Raw genomic sequence first — 19,424 nt, 5'->3', positions numbered from 1 at the left:
CCGTACTGCCCCACCTGCGAACCCGACCGCGAGTCCTGGATCCGCACCGGATCCAACGGGAAGAACCGGGCACCGGTGATCGGAGCCTGTGGCGTGACCGGATTCGACGGATCGGACTCCGGGCCATCCCCGACCGAGTTCGTGGCCCGGACCGTGAACGTGTAGGCCGTCCCGTTCGTGAGACCAGAGACGGTGCAGCTCAGTGGCCCCGCCGTCCAGGTACAGGTCTGCGAGCCGAGAGACGACCGCACGGTGTAGGAGGTGATCGGCGCGCCGCCGTCGGAGGCCGGTGGGCTCCAGGAGACCGTTGCCGAGCCGCTCCCGGCGACGGCGGACACACCCGAGGGTTTTCCCGGCACCGTGACCGGATTGCCGAACTGCAACGGGAAGCTGAGCAGGTTCGACGAGCCGCTGCCGGAAGTGACTTCGGCGTTGATCACCAGCCGGCACACGTTCGCCTCGTCACAGGTGAACCCGGGGATCAGCTCGTCGTCCACCGCGCTCACCACGTCGGGTGCGGTACCCACCCCGACCCGGAAGGCGATCTGCACCTGGCCGGTGCCGGGCGGGAGCGGCCCCGAATCGACGTAGGCCGCGGGTGAGCCCGAGCCGAGCGTGGCCGCGCTGCAGTAGTTGGTGATCTGGGGGTTGAACTCCGTCACGTTGTTCACCGGCTGGTTCGGCCGGCACTGGCGAGCCCGGAGCCTCGAGAACTTGCTGCTGGTACCGCCGTCGACGGCGATGGTCAGCTGGTCACCGTCGCTCAGGCCGGTGATGGTCGGACCAGTGGAGTTCGGGAACGTTCCTGTTGGGGCGTAGGTGTAGGTCGTCCCGTTCACGGTGACCGTGAGGGTGAACGCCCCCGTGCCAGGTGGGAAGGGCGAGTCGGCGGTCGCGGGCACCGAGGTGGTGGCCAGCGTGGCCAGCACCGCCATGACCAGGGCCGCAACGCGGCGGATCAACGTGTTGATGCCCGATCGAGACATGGAGGATCTCCCGTTGGTGCGGTCGCGCATCGGCGCAGCGGTCGAAACGTCGGAGTCGTGCGAGAGTGTGGCCAGTGCAGGTGATCGGAACCGAGCGCCGAAACCACGGCCGGGCGAACTCGCGGTGAACCTCCGGTAGCAGGGCTCACCGGTACGAGATCGGGAACTCCTGGAATCCGAAGCCGTACGGGACCTGGATCATCAGCACGAGCTTGCACGGGTGCTCCCGATCGCAGCTGACGGTCGCCCGACGACCGTCTTCGAGGGTGAAGGTGTTCGAGCCCATACCCACACGGATCGTTCCCTCGGCGGCCTGGTACGGGAATTCCCCCTGGACCCGCAGGTAGACATCGGAGTTGGGTGAGAGCGGTTCGGCTGCGCACGTCCCGGCCACGGTGGGGAAGAAGTCGTACAGGCCTCGGAAGGTGGCATCGGCGCGACAGATCCGAGCTTCGAAGCCGTACATCTCCGAGTGCTCCTTGGCTTCGACCCGGATCGTCACCGGCTGCCCGTCGACGAGCCCGTCGGTGCTGCTCATTCTCACCGTGACCGGCAGCGTGGGTGGCGGGACGGTCCCGGTGTTCCGCCGACCCGCGTCAGCCTCCTGGTAGGCGTACACCGGCTGGTTCGCCGGCTGCACCGCCGGCAGCGCGCCAGCATCGCCCGGCGTGCCCGCGGGATCCCCTGGAGCCCCAACCTGGCCGGACGCTCTTGAGGATGCCGCCTGTCGGTCTGCATCGACGTCGGCGGGGATCGAGGTGGTGGTCGGGTCAGCCGGCCGATCGGCCGTGCGCTCGCCGGCCGTGGTCTCCTGCGGCGAGCGGTCCCGGGCGAACAACGCCGCGCCGAGTGCGACGCCACCGACCAGGGCCGCCACCAACGCGGCGGCGGTCAGGAGGACCTTGCGTGACGGCTGCTTCTGCATGGACTCCTTCTCCCGAACCGTTCGCCCGTCCGACGACGCGGGGACGGTAGCGAGACGATCGGCGGGTCGCGGTCGGGCAGACGGCGACGTCGCGAGAGTTCGCCAGATCTCCACCTGTGCGACACCCGGACGTCACTCCGCAGCCGACCAGACACCCCCCAACGGACCGAGGGGGCCGGAACCTCGGTGTTCCGGCCCCCTCTGAGTTGTCGGCGCGGAGCCGGAGGCTCCGCTGCAGGGCGACGGCTCAGTCGTCGTTGAGGATGGTCCCGATCGCCACCGACGGCGCCACCGGCCCGGCCGGCGAGCTCGCGGTGAAGGTCACGGTCTCGTCCGGCTCGGACACCAGCTCGCCCGTCACGTTGACCGCCAGGTGCTTCTGGACCTGGCCCGGGCTGAAGACGATGGTCCTGGGCTTGGTGATGGCCTTGTAGTCGCTCCCGTTGGTCGCCGTACCGGCGGGAACGGTGACCGTCACCTGCACGGGCGTGACGGACGGCGAACGGAGGCTGATGGACAGCGGCAGGTTGTTGCCCTTGGGGGCGCTGTCACCCTCGCACATCGCCGCCGGCGCCACGCTGGCCACCTGGCCGACGTTCGCCGCTCCGTCGTCGTCGATGATGGTGCCGGTACCGACAGACCGACCGAGCGTGTAGCCCCCGGTCGGGTTCGAGAGCACCACGGTGAACGTCTCGTCGCCCTCTGCCACGGTGTCCGCGGCCACCGCCACCACCACGTACCGGGTGGTCGAGGTGAGGCCACCACTCGCAGGCGGCTTGAACACGACCGGCTTGGTGACCGGCGAGCCGCCCTTCATCGGGTCCTTGACCAGGTCACCCGGATACGTGGCGGTGCCCGGCACGACGGTGGCGTCGACCTGGAACGGCGAGCTCGACGGGTTGCTCGCGATCACCGGGATCTTCACCTTGCGCACACCGCCGTCGCCCTCGACCACGGAGGCGTCACCGACAGACACGGTGTTGCCGGCGGCGGCCCCACAGGACGTGCCGAACTGGAGTGGGAAGCTCAGGTAGTTGGAGGTGGCGGGGATGGTGGTGACCTCGGCGTTCACCACCAGCTTGCAGGCGCCCGTCGGTCCACACACGAACCCGGGCAGCAACTCATCATCGACCGCGCTGACCACGTCGGGCGCGGTGCCCTCACCGACCCGGAAGGTGATCGAGATCGACGTGGTACCCGGCGCCCGCGGGCCCGAGTCGACGTAGGCCGACGGTGATCCCGCGCCGAGGGTGCCGGCACTGCAGTAGTTCGACACCTGGGGGTTGAAGTCCATGCCGTTGTTCACGGTCGCTGACTGCTTGCACTGACGGGCCCGGAGCCTCGAGAAGCTGACGCTCGAGCTGGACACGGAGATGGTGAGCTCCTGGCCGTCCACGACCGGGATGGTCGGACCCGGGCCACCGTTCGGATAGGTGTAGGTGTGGCCCCCGGTGGTGACCGAGAGCGTCATTGAGCCGCTCGCCGGGGGGAACGGGGTATCGGCGTGGGCGGTGTTGGGGATCATCGCCATGGCGGCGATCACCAACAGGACCGACCAACCGATCGCCGTCCATCGACGTCGGGTGGGCGCGTTCGACAAGGGGATCTCCTCCTGTTGGGAGCGTTGGGGTGTTGGGCTGATGCGATCGGAACGCAGCAGGGCGTGGTGCTCTCGGGGGGCGGGGCACCGCCCCCCGAGAGCGTGCACACCCTGGGGATGGTCAGGGCGTGTAGCGCCGGCAGGTCGAGTTGGCGAGGTTCCGGGCAGGGTCGACACCCGACGGCGTGGTGGCCGACAGCGGGGCGAAGCCCGCGTTGCGGATCACGTTGGCCTGAGAGCCGTCACAGAGCGGCGACTTGCTCCCACCCGGGATGTTGTCGAAGCCCACCAACGCCCGGGCCTCGGCGTAGCTCGGGGAGGTGGTGTCAACCACGTTGAAGATGTAGCGCATGCCGAACACCGAACGGTTCGGGTTGTTGATGCCGATCTGGGTCTCCGAGACCGGGGCGCGTGGGTTGGCCAGATTGGGCGTGTTCGGTAGCCAACCGCCGGGGGCGACGGTGATCCAGCGGGCACCCACTGCCGGCAGCGACGTGACGGTCACCGAGGTGGATCCCGTCGCGGTGGCGGTGTTCGACATCGTGGCAGTCGTGCCATCGGGCGAGATCGACACGATCTTGGTCCCGGCCGGAATGCCCGTGCCGGTGACCGTGGCGTCCAGGTTCACGTTGGTGAACCGGTTGGTGGTCGCCGTCGAGAGGGTCGCCGAACCGGTGGTGGTGCTCGCGGTGAAGGTGCTCACCCCGGTGAAGTTGCCGATCCGGAACCCGTTGCGCTTGTCGAGCGTCGGGTTGATCGAGAGGTTCGCCTGGAAGATCCACTGGCCCGACCCGTACGGGAAGATTCCGGTCTGGTAGTGCTCGATGGGGACCTCGGCCCCGACATGTTCGTTGAGTGGCGAACCGTCGGACTGGGTGTCGACGATGGCGGGGCAATCATCGGCCGTTCCCATGATCCCGTCGACACCGGGCAATGCCCCGGTCGGGGGGGCCGCTCCGAGGATGTCGCTCTCGAAGAACGCCCGGGTCCCCGACCCGGCCTGCGGGAGCAGGCGTTGGATCTTTCCGGGTGCACCACCCACCTGGCTCCAGTCGTTGTAGAGGCAGGTGTTGTAGATGCCCTGGAGCTGTGCCCGGGTGAGGGTGTGCGGTGCGTTGAGGCTGGCCGCGCTCCACGACAGCCCGTCGATCCCCACGGCGTAGTACTCGAAGGTGGCTCGGTCACCGCTCGGCCCGACAGCTCTCGGCGTCGAGGACGACCGAGCGATGTCGTAGCAACCGGTCGACCCGGGGATGCTGAGGGTGTCGCGCAGGGCGTTGCGGCCCGCGGTCGACCCGTTCGGTGCCAGAGTCACGCCCGGCGGAAGCGGGATGGAGCTGCCGTAGGTGCGGTCCGCGCAGAACGAGTCGCCTGGCACGAACTCGGTGGTCGTGCCGTCGTACTTGGCGCGGATGTTGTAGCGGCCGTTGTCCCCCGGCCCGTTCGGGTCCGGATTGAACAGGTAGGCCTCCATGAGGTCGTCGGAGGTGTCCGACCCGGTGGCGGCGATGATCGTCGTGCCGGGAGGGGGTGCGGCACCTGCCCCGGTGACACCGGCCAGCAGGCTACTGCCGAGGGTCACGCAGGCGACGGTGGCCGCAACGCCCGTGAGCATGTGAGAGCGCTTCACAGACTTGGCTTCCTTTCAGCGAAGGGTTTCCAACTGCCGCGCTCGGTCACGCGGCGCACCCGTTATCGCACGGCGATCTGAACGGAACGGGTGCGGTCGCGGAAACGGCCAGTGAAGCGATGGCGACCTTCCGGTGCTGGAACTGCTGCCCCGCTCTAGACCCGGTCACCCGACCCGGGTGAAGGTGCCGAGCCCGGGGGCCACCTCGAGATAGGTCATCGAGAACGAGCTCGCCGCCCGGCCAGGGGGCACGGTGAAGGTCACCGCCTGGCGACCGGCCGCGGCCTCGCCGCGTGTTTCGACGGCCAGGATGTCCCCGTCGTAGGGCTCCAGCGTGAACTCCCTCTGGCGGGGACCGAGGCGTAAGACGAGGTGGCCGTCGCGCTCGACCACCTGGGCGTCACCGTAGAGGTCGTTGTGGTAGGTGCCGGTATACGCGGCCAGCGGCGACATCGGCCTGGCGTCCATCGGAGGTGCGTCCGGCAACGATCCCGGATGTTCGCGAGCACCGCTGAAGACCGACCGATACACCTCCAGCCACGGACGGCGCGCTCCCCCCGTCTCGACCCGTTCGAGGAACTCCGCCACGATCGCCTCGGGTGCACCGGTGGGTTCGGCATTGGTGAGCACGGCGATGCCCACTCGCTCGGCGGGCAACATCGCCACGCTCGCCGAGACCCCTGCGGCCGATCCGCCGGAGTGGCTCAGCCGTACCCTTCCTGCCTCGTCGACGGTGATGCCGACGCCGAGCCCGTACAAGCCGGCACGACCCGCCGTCGAGGTCGGCGCGTTGGTGGTCATCCGTGGGGTGATCAGGTTCTGCACCTGCTCGGGGTCGAGCACCTCGTCGGAGCCCAGGCGACCAGCACTCAGCATCACCCGCATCCACTGCGCCAGGTCACGGGCGGTGGTCCACAGCTCGGTTGGCCGTGCCTCGCGGTCACTCGGGGCCAATCCGTCGCCGGCTCGCGCATGGGGCGATGCCCGGTTGCCATCGGGTGGTCCTTCACCGACCCATGTCCGGGTCATGCCTGCCGGCACGAACATCAGTTGCCGGGACAGCTCCGCCCAGCTCGCGTTCTTCGCTCGGGCGACAGCGGCTTCAGCCGCGAGCACACCGACCTCGGTGTAGTGGTAGCTGGTGCGGAACGGGCGGAGCGGGAACGCATGCAGCATCTCGATGACCTGCTCGTCGGAGTAGCCGAGGTCGGCGAAGAGCACACCGGCCTGGTCGGGTAGCCCCGATCGCTGCGCGAAGAGGTCTTCGATGGTGGTGGCGTTCGAAGCGACGGGCTCGGCGAGCGAGAACTCCGGGAGGTAGCTCCGAACGGGGTCCGTCCAGCGCACCCCTCCCTGCTCGACGGCTCGAGCCACCACCGTCGCGGCCACGGGCACCGAGAGATCTGCCACGGGGAAGACCGTGTCTGGGTCAATCTGCTGATCATCGCCGAGTCGGCGAACCCCGAACCCCTCCGCGAAGACCAGCTGATCGTCGTGCACCACCGCGATCGCCATGCCGGGGACACCCAGCTCCTCGATCGCCCGCTGAGCCATCCCCGGGAGGGCATCGATCGCCTTCTGGACACCGTCGGTGGGCACCTGCCACAACGACGCGTCCTCCGGGGCGCCGTGAACCGGCGGCAGGGACTGCCCGGAACCACCGCAACCCGAGGCGAGTAGCGAAGCCACCAGCAACACCGGTCCGACGACTGCCCATCGAACCGCCACCGACCGGCGTCGTTGCCGTGGACCTCGACGGGTCATGGGCGGGAAGCACCCCGACGTCGGTGCCCCATGAACACGGGTGGGAGCACCAACAGCGCCACCAGGGTCATGAGCGGGAGTGCGACCGGTAGCGCGGGGGCGACACGGTCGTAGACGACCGGCGCCACCGCCCGCCAATCCCGGCTACCTCCCCCGGCCGACAGCACCGAACCGGTGCGGCCTGCTGCCCCCATGGCCGCCTCTGTTCCACCCCCAGCGTCGGATCCGGTGCCGCCGCCGGCAGCTCCCGCCGACCTGCTGGCGGTGGCAGCGCTGCTACCGCCACCCCCGAGACCGGCGGGGTCGACGGCGTCCAGAGGTGGCGGTGGGGACGCGGGTCCCGTGTCACCCCGGAACCTCGGGTTGGGGCAGTTGTCGGCCGTGAGCGTCTCGGGTGCGGTGCCGTTCATCCGGGCGATCGAGTTCGCCACTTCCTGGGAGAGATTCGGTGGAAGGGGTGAGTAGCCGATGTCGGCCATGGCGATCTGGCCCTCGCAGGCGATGTAGCGCAGCCACTGGGTCAGAGTCTCGGCCACCCCACCATTGACGTAGGGGCCCTTGCAGGTCGGGCGGTCCGCCGCCGGCGCACACTGGGTCACGATGTAGCTGTAGGCGGAGATCGGGTAGGCCTCCGGGTTCGTGCTGTTGTAGACGCCGGAGAGCTCCTGGCTGAGGTCGGGCCGCAACCTGGCCGACTCGAGGGCAGCGGAGATGTTCCGGGCGAAGGGCAGCACCCATTTGCCGGCGCCGTTCTCGATGTAGGCGGAGGGCGCGTTGTAGACCTTCGAGTAGCCGAACTCGTCGTAGCCGATGCTCCAGAGCCCACCGGGGCTGGCGATGAACTGCGCGATCTGGTCGGAGCCTCCGAAGGCCTGGGTCCTGGGAGCGAAGTTCGGCGAGCTGTCGAGCTGGATGATCCGTACGTCGGTGGGGAACTGGTTCCGGGCCGCCCACGGGCCGAAGACGTCGGGCGCGACGTTGGCCACGAAGTCGTAGAACAGCGCGGTGGTCCCCGATTGCCCGCCCCGGTAGACGACCGTGATGGGCTGATCGGGCAGCTCGAGACCTTTGTTGTCAGCGGTGATCGCCGGGTCGTTCCAGCGGGAGATGTCCCCGGTGAAGATGCGCGCCACGGTGCGCCTCGAGAGCTGGAGGTAGTCGACCTTGCGGCCCGCTTTGTCCTGGACGTTGTACATGATGGCCACTGCGCCGGCGGTGCTGGGCACGTACTGGTAACCCCTCGGGGGGTCGGTCCCCGACTGCAGGGCCGAGAATTCGGCTTCGGTGGCCGCGAAGTCGACCAGGTTCTGCGCGAACGACATCAACCCCTGAGGGGAACCGGTCGGCAGGTAGTTGACCCGCAGGCCTCTGGTCTGGGCATCAGCGACCCACTGCTGCATCGCCAGCGCGACGTAGCTCGAGCCCGAGCCGTTGATCGGCGCCGGAGCGGCCTGCGAAGCCCGGTGCGGCGGTGCAGCGGCGAGCATCGCCGCGAGGAGGACCACCAACCCCCACCGCAGGGCGCGGTGCGGACGCAGGCTGCGGCGTACCACCGCCCTCAACCGAACCTCCCCTGCACGTAATCGAGCGTCCGAGGATCGTCGGGAGTGGAGAAGATCTTCGCCGTGGGTCCCTGCTCGATGACCTGACCAGGCTGGTTCTCCTCCGCGAGGAAGAAGGCCGTGTGATCCGACACCCGGTGGGCCTGCTGCATGTTGTGGGTCACGATGACGACCGTGACCTGCCCCCGCAGCTCGGCGATGGTGTCTTCGATCCGGCGGGTCGAGGTCGGGTCGAGTGCCGAGCACGGCTCGTCCATCAGCAGCACGTTGGGGTGCACCGCCAGCGAACGGGCGATGCACAGCCGCTGCTGCTGCCCGCCGGACAGTGCGCCACCAGGACGGTCCAGGCGGTCCTTCACTTCTCGCCAGAGCCCGGCGCGCTCGAGTGACTCCTCGACGAGGCGTTCCTTGTCGTCGCAGCGGATGCGCGCCAGCTTGAGACCGGACAACACGTTCTCCCTGATCGTCATGGCGGGGAAGGGGTTGGGTTTCTGGAAGACCATGCCGATCCGCATGCGCACCTCTTGTGCCCGGCGGCCCGGGGCGTAGATGTCCTCGCCGTCGAGCAGGATCTCGCCGGCCAGCGCCGATCCCGGGACGAGCTCGTGCATGCGGTTCAAGAGACGCAGGAACGTCGACTTCCCACAGCCGGACGGTCCGATCAGCGCGGTCACCTCACCGGCTCTCATCCGAAGGTTGACCCCCTCGAGCACGAGGTGGTCACCGAACCAGGCACAGGCGTCACGAGCCTCGAGCTCGGCCGGCCCGGGCGGAGGCCCGCCCACCAAAGTGACCGGCGATTCCTGGCGGGCACGTGAAGTCGGCCGTCTCGATAGGGGACGAGCGAGGGTCGTCTCAGTCACGGGGTCGAGCTCCTTGCTGATGAGCTTGCGGTCGAACGTGGCATGGACGCCGCCCGGGCCTGGCGTCGAGAGCGATCTCGGCCGACAAAACGGGCGATGGCGAAGAGGCCGAGCACGATGGTCATGAGCACCAGCGCCCCCGCGAAGCCTCGGGCGATCGCCGCCTCGTCAGGCTTACGGATGTTGCGGTACACGAACAGCGGCAGGCTCTCCTGCGGCCCGCGGAAGGGGTTGCTGTTCATCAGGTCGTAGCCGAAGGCGGTGAACAGCAACGGCGCGGTCTCACCCACGGCCCTGGCGATGCCCAGCACGACAGCGGTCGTCATACCCGTCCGGGCGGTGGGGAACACGACCGACCAGACCGTTCTCGCTCGTGACGCGCCGAGAGCCAGGCTCGCCTCGCGCAAGCCGTCGGGCACGAGCCGGAGCACCACCTCCACGGTGCGGGTGATGGTCGGCAGCATGGTGATCGCCAGCGCCAGGCTGGCCATGAAGCCGTTGTAGCCGAACAGTGGGTTGTTGCTCTGGGCGTAGGGCAGGATCAGCACCGCGAAGATGAACAGGCCGGCGACGATCGAGGGAAGCCCACTCATGGCGTCGACGAAGACCCGCACCGGTCGCCGCCAGCGGCTGCGGGACTCGTTCAGGAACACCGCTGCCGCGATGCCGAGCGGCAGCGACCACAGCAACGCCAAGCCGACCTGCTCGACGGTGCCCACGATGGCGTGCGACCCACCACCGGCCGTCGCCGGCATGAGCGGGGTGATCCCTTGCTGGTCCTCGACGAAGAAGTTCGGGCGCAACGCCCTGAGCCCCTCGACCACGATGTAGCCGATCAGCACGACGAGCGGCACGAGCACCACCAGGGCCCCGGTCACCACGAGCAAGGTGACCACGCGGTCGGTGGCCACGAGCCGTCCGAGGCGATCGGCGGTGACCACCCCGAAGATCACCAGGAACGTCAGGTACGTGCACACGACGAACCCGAACAGGTCGACGCCGCTCAGGATCCGCTCGAAGATCAGCCAGTTGACGCAGTAGGCGCTGATCAGCGAGCCCACCAGGGTCACCACGTCGGTGGCCGTGCGCTCCCGCGGCCGGCGGCGGTGGAACGATGGCGCGCTCACCGTGCCGGGGCGGACCGGGCCGCTGCCGGGCCGCTGCCCGGGGTCGGTACGAGGCGTCGTCAGCACACTCACAGCTCCACCCCGACCCCTGAGCGGCTTCGAGCCACCACCACCGACGCGACCATGTTCGTGGCGAGGGTGATCACGAAGAGGACCAGGCCTGCGGCCATGAGCCCCGAGACGGTGAACTCGTCCGCGCCGGCTCGATTGGCGATGAACCCCGACACCGTCGCTCCGCCGTTCTGCAGGATCTTCCAGGAAACCACCGGCACGCCGGGGAGGATGATCGCCACCGCGATCGTCTCGCCGAGCGCCCGACCCAGGCCCAACATCGACCCGCCGACGATCCCCCCGCGCCCGTAGGGCAGCACGACGGTGCGGATCATGCCCCAGCGGGTGCTCCCCAACGCGAGGGCCGCCTCCTTCTCTCCCGGGGGAGTCTGAGCGAAGACCTCCCGGACCACGGAGGTCACGATCGGCAGCACCATGAGCGAGACCACGATCCCGGCGATGAAGATCGATCCGGTCAGGTTCGATCCCTCGTCGGTGGCGAAGATCGGGATGAACCCCAGGTGGTCGGTCAGCCAGCGCGAGACCGGGACGATCTTGTCGGTCAGGTACAGGAACCCCCACAGACCGAAGAGCAGGCTGGGGACTGCCGCGAGGAGGTCGACCGTCGCGGTCAACCACTTGCGGGTCTTCGCCGTGGAGTACTCGGTGATGAACAGCGCGCAGAGCACCCCCAGGGGGATCGCGAAGCTGACCGCCACCAGCGCCACGAGCACCGTGCCGCACAACAGGCCCAGCACCCCGATCCGGGGCGGCTGCACGTCGGTGCGCCACTCCTCCCGGGTGAGGAACTGCCACGGACCGGTGATCTCGATGGCCTCACGGCTCTGCAGCAGGAGGAACACCCCGACCAGGCTCAGAAGCACCAGCACCGACAGACCGGCGGCCATGGTCAGATGATCGAAGCGCCGGTCGGCCCGGCTCGGGACGTCACGGACCACGCGGGGAACGCGCTCGACACCCATGGCCGGCTACCCAACCATCCCCAGTCGAATCCGTGGTGAACGAAGACCGATGCGACGGTGAACCGCGGGTGTCAGGCCGTGGAATGATCAGCGCCCATGGGACAGGAAGCCGTCGATGACCTCATCCGCCTGCTCGACCTCGAATCGATCGAGGTCAACATCTTCCGCGGGCGCAGTCCGGCGGTGGCCCGCCAACGGGTCTTCGGCGGGCAGGTCGCAGGCCAAGCCCTGGTGGCCGCGGCCCGCACGGTGGACCCGCTCCGAACGGTGCACTCCCTCCACGCCTACTTCCTTCGCCCCGGTGACCCGTCGATCCCGATCCTCTACGACGTCGACCGGATCCGGGACGGTCGGTCGTTCGCCACCCGCCGGGTGGTCGCCATCCAGCACGGGCGGGCGATCTTCAACCTGCAGGCGTCGTTCCACGTCGCCGAGGCGGGGTTCGACCACCAGGCACCCATGCCCACCGATCTGCCCGATCCCGAATCCCTCCCCGACTTCAAACAGCGCTGGGCAGCGTGGGCGGAGCTGATGGGCGACGACTACCACCGGGACCGACCGATCGACACCCGCAACTGCGACTGGGAGCCAGCGGACCGGACTCGTCCGCTGCCCCCCTACCAGCGGGTTTGGCTCCGAGCAGACGGCGTGCTGCCCGACGATCCGGTGCTGCACGCCTGCGTGGTCACCTATGCCAGCGACATGACCCTCCTCGACACCTCCCTGCTCCCCCACGCGGTGGGCGCGCTCGACGACGAGATCTTCATGGCTAGCCTCGACCACGCGATGTGGTTCCACCGACCGTTCCGGGCCGACGACTGGCTGCTGTACGCGCAGGACACGCCATCGGCCTCCGGCGGTCGGGGGCTGGCTCGCGGCTCGATCTACACCCGTGATGGTGTCCTCGCCGTGTCGGTGGTGCAGGAAGGACTGATCCGGGTGATGCGCAGGTGAGGCTCACTCGTTCCACTCTCGCTGCCCTCGCCGCGCTGACCCTGCTCGCGGCAGGCTGCTCGGGCGGCGACGGCGCCGCCCCACCGGCCACCCGCGAGCTCCCAGGAAGCACGGCGGGAGCGGCACCATCTGGCGGGGAGAGCGGCCTCGAGGGCGTACGCATCCGCCTCCAGCCCGTGGCGGAGGTCGACACGCCGGTGGCCATGGCGACACGTCCCGGCTCGGATGATCTCTACGTGGCGGAACAGGGTGGCGTCGTACGCCGCATCCGGGTGACCCGCCGCGACGATGCGGTTCACTACGAGGTCGACCGCACGCCGGTCCTCGACCTGAGCGACGAGACTCGAGCCCGCGGCGAGCAGGGGCTGCTCGGCCTGGCCTTCTCCCCCGACGGGTCCACGCTGTACGTCGACTACACGGACGCGAACGACGACTCGACCCACATCGTCGCCTACCCGATGTCCGGCGAGCGAGCCGACACCTCGAGGGCGAAGGAGCTGCTGCGCATCCCGCAACCGAACCGCAACCACAACGGAGGCCAGCTGGCCTTCGGTCCGGACGGCTACCTCTACATCGGCATGGGCGACGGTGGCGGCGCCGGTGACCCGCAGGACAACGGGCAGAACCTCGACAGCCTTCTCGGCAAGATCCTCCGGATCGACCCCACGCCCGACGCCGCCCAGCCCTACCGCATCCCCGCCGACAACCCCTTCGCTGCCGGGGGTGGACGGCCGGAGATCTGGCTGTACGGCGTGCGGAACCCGTGGCGGTTCAGCTTCGACCGCGAGACCGGCGACCTCTGGGTGGCCGACGTCGGTCAGAACGAGATCGAAGAGATCGACTGGTTGCCCGCCGCTAGGGGGGCGGGCAAGGGCGCCAACCTGGGTTGGGCGTTCAAGGAGGGGACCCACACCTTCCGCGGCGATCCTCCCGACGGCCTGGTCGATCCCATCTTCGAGTACGACCACGGCGACGGGAGCTGCTCGATCACCGGGGGCTACGTCTACCGGGGCACCTCGATCCCTGATCTGGTGGGGGCGTACGTGTTCGGCGATTACTGCCGCGCCGTGGTGCGAGGCTTGCTGGCGTCTGGCGGGAACGTCCTCGACGAGCGCAGTCTCGGGGTCTCGGTCGCGCCACGCTCGATGTCGTCGTTCGGGGAGGACCGGGCCGGCGAGCTCTACGTGCTGTCCACGGCCGGTACCGTGTACCGGATCGAGCCAGCGTGACCGACGGAGGAACCTCCCGCACCGGGGGACGGTATGGGGCCAGAGGACACCGCAGCACGGGCAGATCGGGCCACCGAGCGAGCTCACCCGGATCCGCACGGCGCCGCCCACCGCGCCCCCGGGGGTGATGATCCCGACCACACTCGAGATGAGCAACAGGTCCCGCCGCGGCGACGGCGCGGCACCCGCCTGCGCGACGGATCGACCCTGTACTGGTGGCGAGAGCTGCTGATCGTCGCCACGCTGTACGTCGTCTACGAGTCGATCCGCAACCTCTCCGAGGGGAAACCCTCCACCGCGTACCGGAACGCGCTGCGGATCATCGACTGGCAACAGGCGCTCAGCATCTACCACGAGAAAGCCATCCAGGACTGGGCACTCAACTGGACCGCGCTCATCGTCGCCAGCAACTACTTCTACGGGTCGGCCTACATCGGGGTGTCGATCGTGATCCTCGTGTGGCTCTACCGCCGGTTCCCCGACGATTACCCCCTGCTGCGCAACACGCTGGCCATCGGCACCATGCTGGGCCTCGTCGGGTTCGCCACCTTCCCGCTCATGCCGCCCCGGCTGCTCGACGTCATGGGTGGCGGACAGGTGTTCGGATACGTCGACACCCTGGTGAAGTACCCCACGTTCTGGTCGTTCGAGTCACCGGCGATGCAGAAGATCTCGAACCAGTTCGCGGCCATGCCCAGCCTCCACTGCGGATGGGCCGTCTGGGGTATGGGGGCGCTGCTCCCCCGGGTGCGCACGTGGTGGATGCGCACCCTCGCCGTCCTCTACCCGATCACGACCACCTTCGTCGTGATCGCGACCGGGAACCACTACTTCCTCGACGCGGTGGGTGGCGCGGTGATCTTCGCCATCGGCTACGGCGTGGCCCGGTTGGTCACCCGCGCCGGGCGGAAGGGGCGTCTCGTGAACCCGGCGATCGCCGACCGGTAGGCGGCGACGTTCATCTCCACGACGTCCTCCCAGTCAACCGGGGCGAGGGTCTCCCGGTTGTTCTTCGCGATGAGCAGCCGCAGCTCCCGGTCGCGTACGATCCGCACGAGCTGGTCGACCATGTCCCGGTCGGACTGAGCGAGCAGCCCCTCCCGGCCGTGCTCCACGAACTCCCGGATGCCGGTACGAGCCTTGGCCACCACGGGCACACCTGCGCAACGAGCCTCGAGTGCCGCGATCCCGAACGACTCCAGGTTGGCCGGGGCGACGAACACGTCAGCGGTGGCGTACACGCGCCGGATCTCCTCGCGGGAAAGCCGGCCCACCAGCTCCACCACGTCGCCGAGGCCCTGCGCTCGGATGTAGCGCTCGAGTGAGGGCCGCTCGGGCCCGTCGCCGATGACCAACAGCCGCAACCTGACGTCGGGGGCCCGGTCACGGACCTTGCGGACCATCTTGAGCAGCTGCAGTGGCCGCTTCCGCGGCGCCAGCCGCATGACCGACACCAGAGTCACCGTTCGCGGGTCGGTCTCGATCGGTTCGACCTGCCAGGATCGGTTGTCGATCCCGTTGGGGAGCACCAGCACGTCCCTGCCATCGCCCGCGATACGGCGGATGGGAGCTGCCGCCACGTCGCTCACGGCGGAGAGCACGGCATCCCACTCCGACCACCGGAACGCCCGGTCGAGGAGGGCGAACACCGGCGTGGCGTAGCTCCACAGGCAGTGCGTGGTGACCACCGTCGGGATGCCGCGAGCCTGTGCCGACGCGGCCGCGAGGTACGCCAGCGGCGACACGATGCCCCCATGGAAGTGGGCGACATCGATCCGCTCCTGGCGCAGCAGGCCCGACACCAGGCGGAAAGTCCTGGGGGTGAACGGGATGCTGAACGGCAGCAGCGGGACGTCGAGCCGGTGGACCGGCACGCCGTCGACCTCGGAAGGCCCGTCCGTCGGGGTGATCACGAGCACCTCGTGCCCAGCCCGCTGCAAGTGCCGAGCCAGGTCGTGCACCTGCATCTCGATGCCACCGATCTGGGGCAGGTAGCAGTCGGTGACCAGGCCCACCCGCAGCGGCGCGTCCGGGGATGCGAGCGCGCCGGGCGTGGATGGTGGGAGCGACACAGGCGACCTCCGGGGCCGGGACGATCAGATCGTAGTCGTGCAGATGCGGACCCGGTCGGGCACCCTGATGGACCCGAACAGACTCGCGCCACACGGCGGCGCCGTGATGCATGCTGGTGGGATGCCGGGCACCCTGGTCGCCTTCCACGCCCACCCCGACGACGAGGCGCTGCTGACCGCGGGGGCGATGGCCAAAGCCGTGGCCGAGGGCCATCGGGTGGTGCTGGTGGTGGCCACGGACGGCGCGGCGGGTGAGGTCGGTCCCGACTTCCTCGACCCGGGCGAATCCCTGGCCTCCCGGCGGCGGCGTGAGACCGAATCCTCGGCCGCCGCCCTGGGTGTTCATCGGCTCGAGTTCCTCGGCTACCGGGATTCCGGCTTGGACGGCGACCGCGGGCCGGGGAGCTTCGTGGCCGCCGAGCTCGACGAGGCCGCCGAGCGCCTGGCGTGCATCCTGCGTGAGGAGCGCGCCGACGTCCTCACCACCTACGACCCCAACGGCGGCTACGGGCACCCCGACCACGTGCGGGTGCACCAGGTGGGGCGACTCGCCGCCGAACTGGCGGCCACGCCGTCCGTGCTCGAAGCCACCATCAACCGCGAGTTGCTGCAACTCGCCACGCAGCTCGCCCCGACGATGGGCTTCGAGCTCCCCCCCGAGATGGCGCCGCCCGATCTCTCACGCTGGTACGCAGCCCCGGAGGAGATCACCCACACGATCGACGTCAGCGACTACCTCGACCACAAGCGCGCCTCCATGGAGGCCCACGTGAGCCAGACGACCGCCGCCACCAGCACGGTACGAACCCTGCAGGTCTTCCTCTCGCTGCCCGACGAGCTGTTCGCGGCGGCGTTCAGCACGGAATGGTTCATCGACCGCGCCCGCCCGGGGGCCGAGGCTCATGACCTGTTCGCGCTCGCGCCGGGCAGGCAGGGCGAACGCTGACGGACCGTCCGTACCTGGTCGCATGGCTGAGCTCCCCGACGAGAGTGAGATGACCGCTGAGGGCCTGGAGGCCCTCAAGGTCCCGGCGGAGCTGGTCGAGCACGAGCTGGCGGCCAAGAGTCCCCTGCGGCGAACCGCCGAGCTGGGGGTGTCGCTCGCCGCCGTGGTGGCGATCTTCGCGTTCGCCATCCCCGCCATCAGCGAGACTCACTACTCGGAGATCTGGTCGCAGTTCTCCCAGCTCGATGGTCGCACGATCGCCGGACTGACCATCCTGTGGTTCCTGGTGATGTGGACCTACACCGGCGTCCTGGTCGCCGCGCTCCCTGGCCTCCACCGCAGCCAGGCACTGGTGCTGAACTTCGGGGGTAGCGCGGTCTCCAACGTGGTGCCCTTCGGCGGCGCGGCGGGGGTGGGCGCAACCTATGCGATGGGGATGTCGTGGGGCTTCCCGCCGAGTGCCATCACCCGGTCGATCCTCGTGACCGGCGTCTGGAACGTCTTCACCAAGCTGGGGCTGCCTGTCGCGGCGCTGCTCCTGCTCGTGCTCGACGGTCAGACCACCGGCGGGCTCGTCGTGCCGACCCTCGTCGGCCTGGCCGCGCTGGCCGTAGGCATCGCCGGGTTCGCGCTGGTACTTCGTAGCGACGAGCTGGCGTCGCGCGTCGGTGCCATCGTCGACCGGGCCGGCTCCCTGGTCACCCGGCTGGTACGCCGCCCACAACGTGATCTGCGCGCCGCAGTGGTCGACTTCCGCCACCAGAGCATCGGGCTGCTGCGAGCCTGCTGGAAGCGCCTCACGGTGTGGATGCTCGTCTACACCCTGGGCCAGTACCTCCTCCTGCTGGCCTGCGTACGGGCGTGCGGGGGGAGCACCAACGAGCTGGGCTGGATCGAGGTGCTGGCCGCCTTCACCTTCGCCAACCTGCTCACCACCATCGCCATCACCCCGAGCGGGGTCGGGTTCGTCGAGGCCGGCACGGTGGCGGCGCTCATCGCCTTCGGGGGACCACCAGCGGGCTCGGCGGCGGCGGTGTTCCTCTTCCGGGCCTTCACCTACCTCCTGGAAATCCCTCTCGGAGCCGTGGGCTGGGCGCTGTGGGCGATGAAGGCGACGTGGCGCCGCCCGGTGCTCTCCGAGCAGGCACGGCGCTCCTCGCCCACGGTTGCGCCGGCCTGCCCGCCGGGGGGTGACCCCGAACGGCTCCCGCGACCCGAGTGACCAGCGCGGCGAGTCGAGGCGACGCGCTCCCTGACCGACCCAGTCGGCGGTGGAAGGGTTGTTCAGGTGCTCGAGGGTGGTGGGGCCTTGATCGCCACCGTGTGGTAGCCGCCGGCGATGGCGGAGGCCCAGTCGCTGTCGCTGCCCACCTGGGTGGGGCTGAGCCGGTTGATGGTGTCACCCAGGCCGAGCTGGCCCCACCCGTTCCAGCCCCAGGCCCACAGGGTGCCATCCGTCTTGACCGCCACCGTGTGGAAGCCGCCGGCGGTGACAGCGGCCCAGTCGCTGTCGCCGCCCACCTGGGTGAGTGTGAGCCGGTCGGTGTTGTCTCCCAGCCCGAGCTGGCCCCACGGGTTCCAGCCCGAGGTCCACAGGGTGCCGTCGGTCTTGACCGCCATCGTGTGGAAGCCGCCAGCGATAGCGGTGGACCAGTCGCTGTCGCTGCCCACCTGGGTGGGGCTGAACCGGCTGGAGAAGTCGCCCAGCCCGAGCTGGCCATACCAGTTCGCACCCCAGGCCCACAGGGTGCCGTCGGTCTTGACCGCGATCGTGTGACCGCTGCCGGCAGAGACGGCGGCCCAGTCGGCGTCGCTGCCCACCTGGGTGGGGGTGAACCGGGCAGTGGTGTCACCCTGGCCGAGCTGGCCGTTCCAGTTCGCACCCCAGGCCCACAAGGTCCCGTCCGTCTTGACCACGACCGTGTGGCTGTTGCCGGCAGAGACGGCGGCCCAGTCGCTGTCGCTGCCCACCTGGGTGGGGGTGAGCCGGGCAGTGGTGTCACCCAGCCCGAGCTGGCCGGACGCGTTCGAACCCCAGGCCCACAGGGTGCCGTCGGTCTTGACCGCGATCGTGTGACCGCTGCCGGCGGAGACGGCGGCCCAGTCGCTGTCGCTGCCCACCTGGGTGGGCACGTTCCGCTCGGTGGTGTCACCCAAGCCGAGCCGGCCGCCGTTCCGACCCCAGGCCCACAAGGTGCCATCCGTCTTGATCGCCACCGTGTGGTCTTCGCCGGCGGCGACGGTGGCCCAGTCGCCGTCGCTGCCCATCTGGGTGGGGGCGCCCCGGTCGGTGGTGTCACCCAGGCCGAGCTGGCCATAGTTGTTCCGGCCCCAGGCCCAGAGGGTCTCGGTGCCGGCGGGTGTGGTGGCGTCGTCGTTGACGATGGTCGCGGTGCCCGCGGCACGACCCAGGCTGGCCCCCACCGGCGAGGACAACGCCACCGTGACCGTCTCGTCGGCCTCCACCACCGTGTCGGGCAGCACCCCGACCTTCACCGTCTTGGTGGTCTGCCCCGGCTTGAACACCACCGTGGTGGTGTACGCCTTCTTGAAATCAACCCCCGCGGTCGCCGACCCCGCCGCCACCGCAACGCTCACACTCACCGGGCTCGCCGCCGGCGCCGACAACACCACCGGCACCGCCACGTTGTTCGTCGCGGTCACACTACGGGCGCTGTCACCCTCCACGACCGCCACATCCCCCACCGACACCGCCGGGCCCCCACCAGGAT

At 69.4% G+C, this 19,424-nt stretch carries 16 protein-coding genes; 5 read left to right on the top strand and 11 right to left on the bottom strand.

Annotation, left to right across the window (positions count from 1 at the left end; genetic code table 11):
• From V7004_RS03550 to pstC, 9 genes are all read right to left on the bottom strand, one after another.
• On the bottom strand, positions 1 to 986 hold a 986-nt coding region (locus tag V7004_RS03550), incomplete at its 3' end, for a fibronectin type III domain-containing protein (RefSeq protein WP_334142245.1).
• A gap of 145 nt (positions 987 to 1,131) precedes the next feature.
• On the bottom strand, positions 1,132 to 1,911 hold the full coding sequence (locus V7004_RS03545; RefSeq protein WP_334142243.1) for a hypothetical protein: 780 nt from the start codon (positions 1,909 to 1,911) through the stop codon (positions 1,132 to 1,134).
• A 247-nt stretch (positions 1,912 to 2,158) separates the two neighbouring features.
• Positions 2,159 to 3,511: a Calx-beta domain-containing protein gene (locus V7004_RS03540; protein WP_334142241.1), complete on the bottom strand. Its 1,353-nt coding sequence runs from the start codon at positions 3,509 to 3,511 to the stop codon at positions 2,159 to 2,161.
• Between the two features lie 121 nt (positions 3,512 to 3,632).
• The gene (locus tag V7004_RS03535) at positions 3,633 to 5,093 is read right to left on the bottom strand and encodes a substrate-binding domain-containing protein (RefSeq protein WP_334142239.1); all 1,461 of its coding nucleotides are present in this window, start codon (positions 5,091 to 5,093) and stop codon (positions 3,633 to 3,635) included.
• Positions 5,094 to 5,306: 213 nt separating this feature from the next.
• Positions 5,307 to 6,869, bottom strand: a complete 1,563-nt coding sequence (locus tag V7004_RS03530) for a serine hydrolase (protein ID WP_334142237.1) — start codon at positions 6,867 to 6,869, stop codon at positions 5,307 to 5,309.
• 32 nt (positions 6,870 to 6,901) lie between these two features.
• A complete protein-coding gene (locus V7004_RS03525) occupies positions 6,902 to 8,458 on the bottom strand; it encodes a substrate-binding domain-containing protein (RefSeq protein WP_334142235.1) in 1,557 nt (518 codons plus the stop codon).
• Between the two features lie 5 nt (positions 8,459 to 8,463).
• Positions 8,464 to 9,255 carry a phosphate ABC transporter ATP-binding protein gene (locus tag V7004_RS03520; RefSeq protein WP_442968002.1) on the bottom strand — a complete coding sequence of 264 codons (792 nt, stop codon included), beginning with the start codon at positions 9,253 to 9,255 and terminating at the stop codon, positions 8,464 to 8,466.
• A gap of 71 nt (positions 9,256 to 9,326) precedes the next feature.
• A complete protein-coding gene (pstA, locus tag V7004_RS03515; protein WP_334142231.1) occupies positions 9,327 to 10,529 on the bottom strand; it encodes a phosphate ABC transporter permease PstA in 1,203 nt (400 codons plus the stop codon).
• A complete protein-coding gene (gene pstC, locus V7004_RS03510; protein WP_334142229.1) occupies positions 10,526 to 11,491 on the bottom strand; it encodes a phosphate ABC transporter permease subunit PstC in 966 nt (321 codons plus the stop codon). Before pstC ends, pstA begins: the two co-directional genes overlap by 4 nt.
• Positions 11,492 to 11,587: 96 nt before the next feature.
• Here pstC and tesB point away from each other — a divergent pair, with 96 nt between their 5' ends.
• Genes tesB through V7004_RS03495 form a run of 3 tightly spaced genes read left to right on the top strand, consistent with a single transcriptional unit; the run spans position 11,588 to position 14,622 of the window.
• Positions 11,588 to 12,445 carry an acyl-CoA thioesterase II gene (gene tesB / locus V7004_RS03505; RefSeq protein WP_334142227.1) on the top strand — a complete coding sequence of 286 codons (858 nt, stop codon included), beginning with the start codon at positions 11,588 to 11,590 and terminating at the stop codon, positions 12,443 to 12,445.
• A complete protein-coding gene (locus V7004_RS03500; protein ID WP_334142225.1) occupies positions 12,442 to 13,674 on the top strand; it encodes a PQQ-dependent sugar dehydrogenase in 1,233 nt (410 codons plus the stop codon). Before tesB ends, V7004_RS03500 begins: the two co-directional genes overlap by 4 nt.
• Before the next feature lie 33 nt (positions 13,675 to 13,707).
• Positions 13,708 to 14,622, top strand: a complete 915-nt coding sequence (locus V7004_RS03495) for a phosphatase PAP2 family protein (protein ID WP_334142223.1) — start codon at positions 13,708 to 13,710, stop codon at positions 14,620 to 14,622.
• Here the strand turns inward: V7004_RS03495 and V7004_RS03490 are convergent.
• Positions 14,547 to 15,746, bottom strand: coding sequence for a glycosyltransferase family 4 protein (locus V7004_RS03490; RefSeq protein WP_334142221.1), 1,200 nt, complete (start codon positions 15,744 to 15,746; stop codon positions 14,547 to 14,549). The two genes, V7004_RS03495 and V7004_RS03490, sit on opposite strands and share 76 nt — an antisense overlap.
• Before the next feature lie 121 nt (positions 15,747 to 15,867).
• Here V7004_RS03490 and V7004_RS03485 point away from each other — a divergent pair, with 121 nt between their 5' ends.
• Together V7004_RS03485 and V7004_RS03480 are read left to right on the top strand one after the other, a co-directional pair.
• Positions 15,868 to 16,692, top strand: coding sequence for a PIG-L deacetylase family protein (locus V7004_RS03485; RefSeq protein WP_334142219.1), 825 nt, complete (start codon positions 15,868 to 15,870; stop codon positions 16,690 to 16,692).
• 49 nt (positions 16,693 to 16,741) lie between these two features.
• Positions 16,742 to 17,914 carry a lysylphosphatidylglycerol synthase transmembrane domain-containing protein gene (locus V7004_RS03480; RefSeq protein ID WP_334142217.1) on the top strand — a complete coding sequence of 391 codons (1,173 nt, stop codon included), beginning with the start codon at positions 16,742 to 16,744 and terminating at the stop codon, positions 17,912 to 17,914.
• 62 nt (positions 17,915 to 17,976) lie between these two features.
• On the opposite strand, the gene V7004_RS03475 is transcribed toward V7004_RS03480, so the two are convergent.
• Positions 17,977 to 19,424 (bottom strand): Calx-beta domain-containing protein (locus V7004_RS03475; RefSeq protein ID WP_334142215.1); only part of this gene is annotated, 1,448 nt, incomplete at its 5' end.

The organism is Rhabdothermincola sp., from assembly GCF_036846205.1.
GTDB lineage: Bacteria > Actinomycetota > Acidimicrobiia > Acidimicrobiales > Acidimicrobilacustridaceae > Rhabdothermincola.
The sequence above is the reverse complement of the archived record's forward strand: the minus strand, read 5'-3'. Positions and strand labels throughout refer to the sequence as shown.

What these genes read in the sequence shown, in the direction of transcription:
- V7004_RS03545 (WP_334142243.1), bottom strand. Translation starts at nt 1,911, where the DNA reads ATGCAGAAGCAGCCGTCACGCAAGGTCCTCCTGACCGCCGCCGCGTTG.
- pstC (WP_334142229.1), bottom strand. Translation starts at nt 11,491, where the DNA reads ATGGGTGTCGAGCGCGTTCCCCGCGTGGTCCGTGACGTCCCGAGCCGG.
- tesB (WP_334142227.1), top strand. Translation starts at nt 11,588, where the DNA reads ATGGGACAGGAAGCCGTCGATGACCTCATCCGCCTGCTCGACCTCGAA.
- V7004_RS03495 (WP_334142223.1), top strand. Translation starts at nt 13,708, where the DNA reads ATGGGGCCAGAGGACACCGCAGCACGGGCAGATCGGGCCACCGAGCGA.
- V7004_RS03485 (WP_334142219.1), top strand. Translation starts at nt 15,868, where the DNA reads ATGCCGGGCACCCTGGTCGCCTTCCACGCCCACCCCGACGACGAGGCG.
- V7004_RS03480 (WP_334142217.1), top strand. Translation starts at nt 16,742, where the DNA reads ATGACCGCTGAGGGCCTGGAGGCCCTCAAGGTCCCGGCGGAGCTGGTC.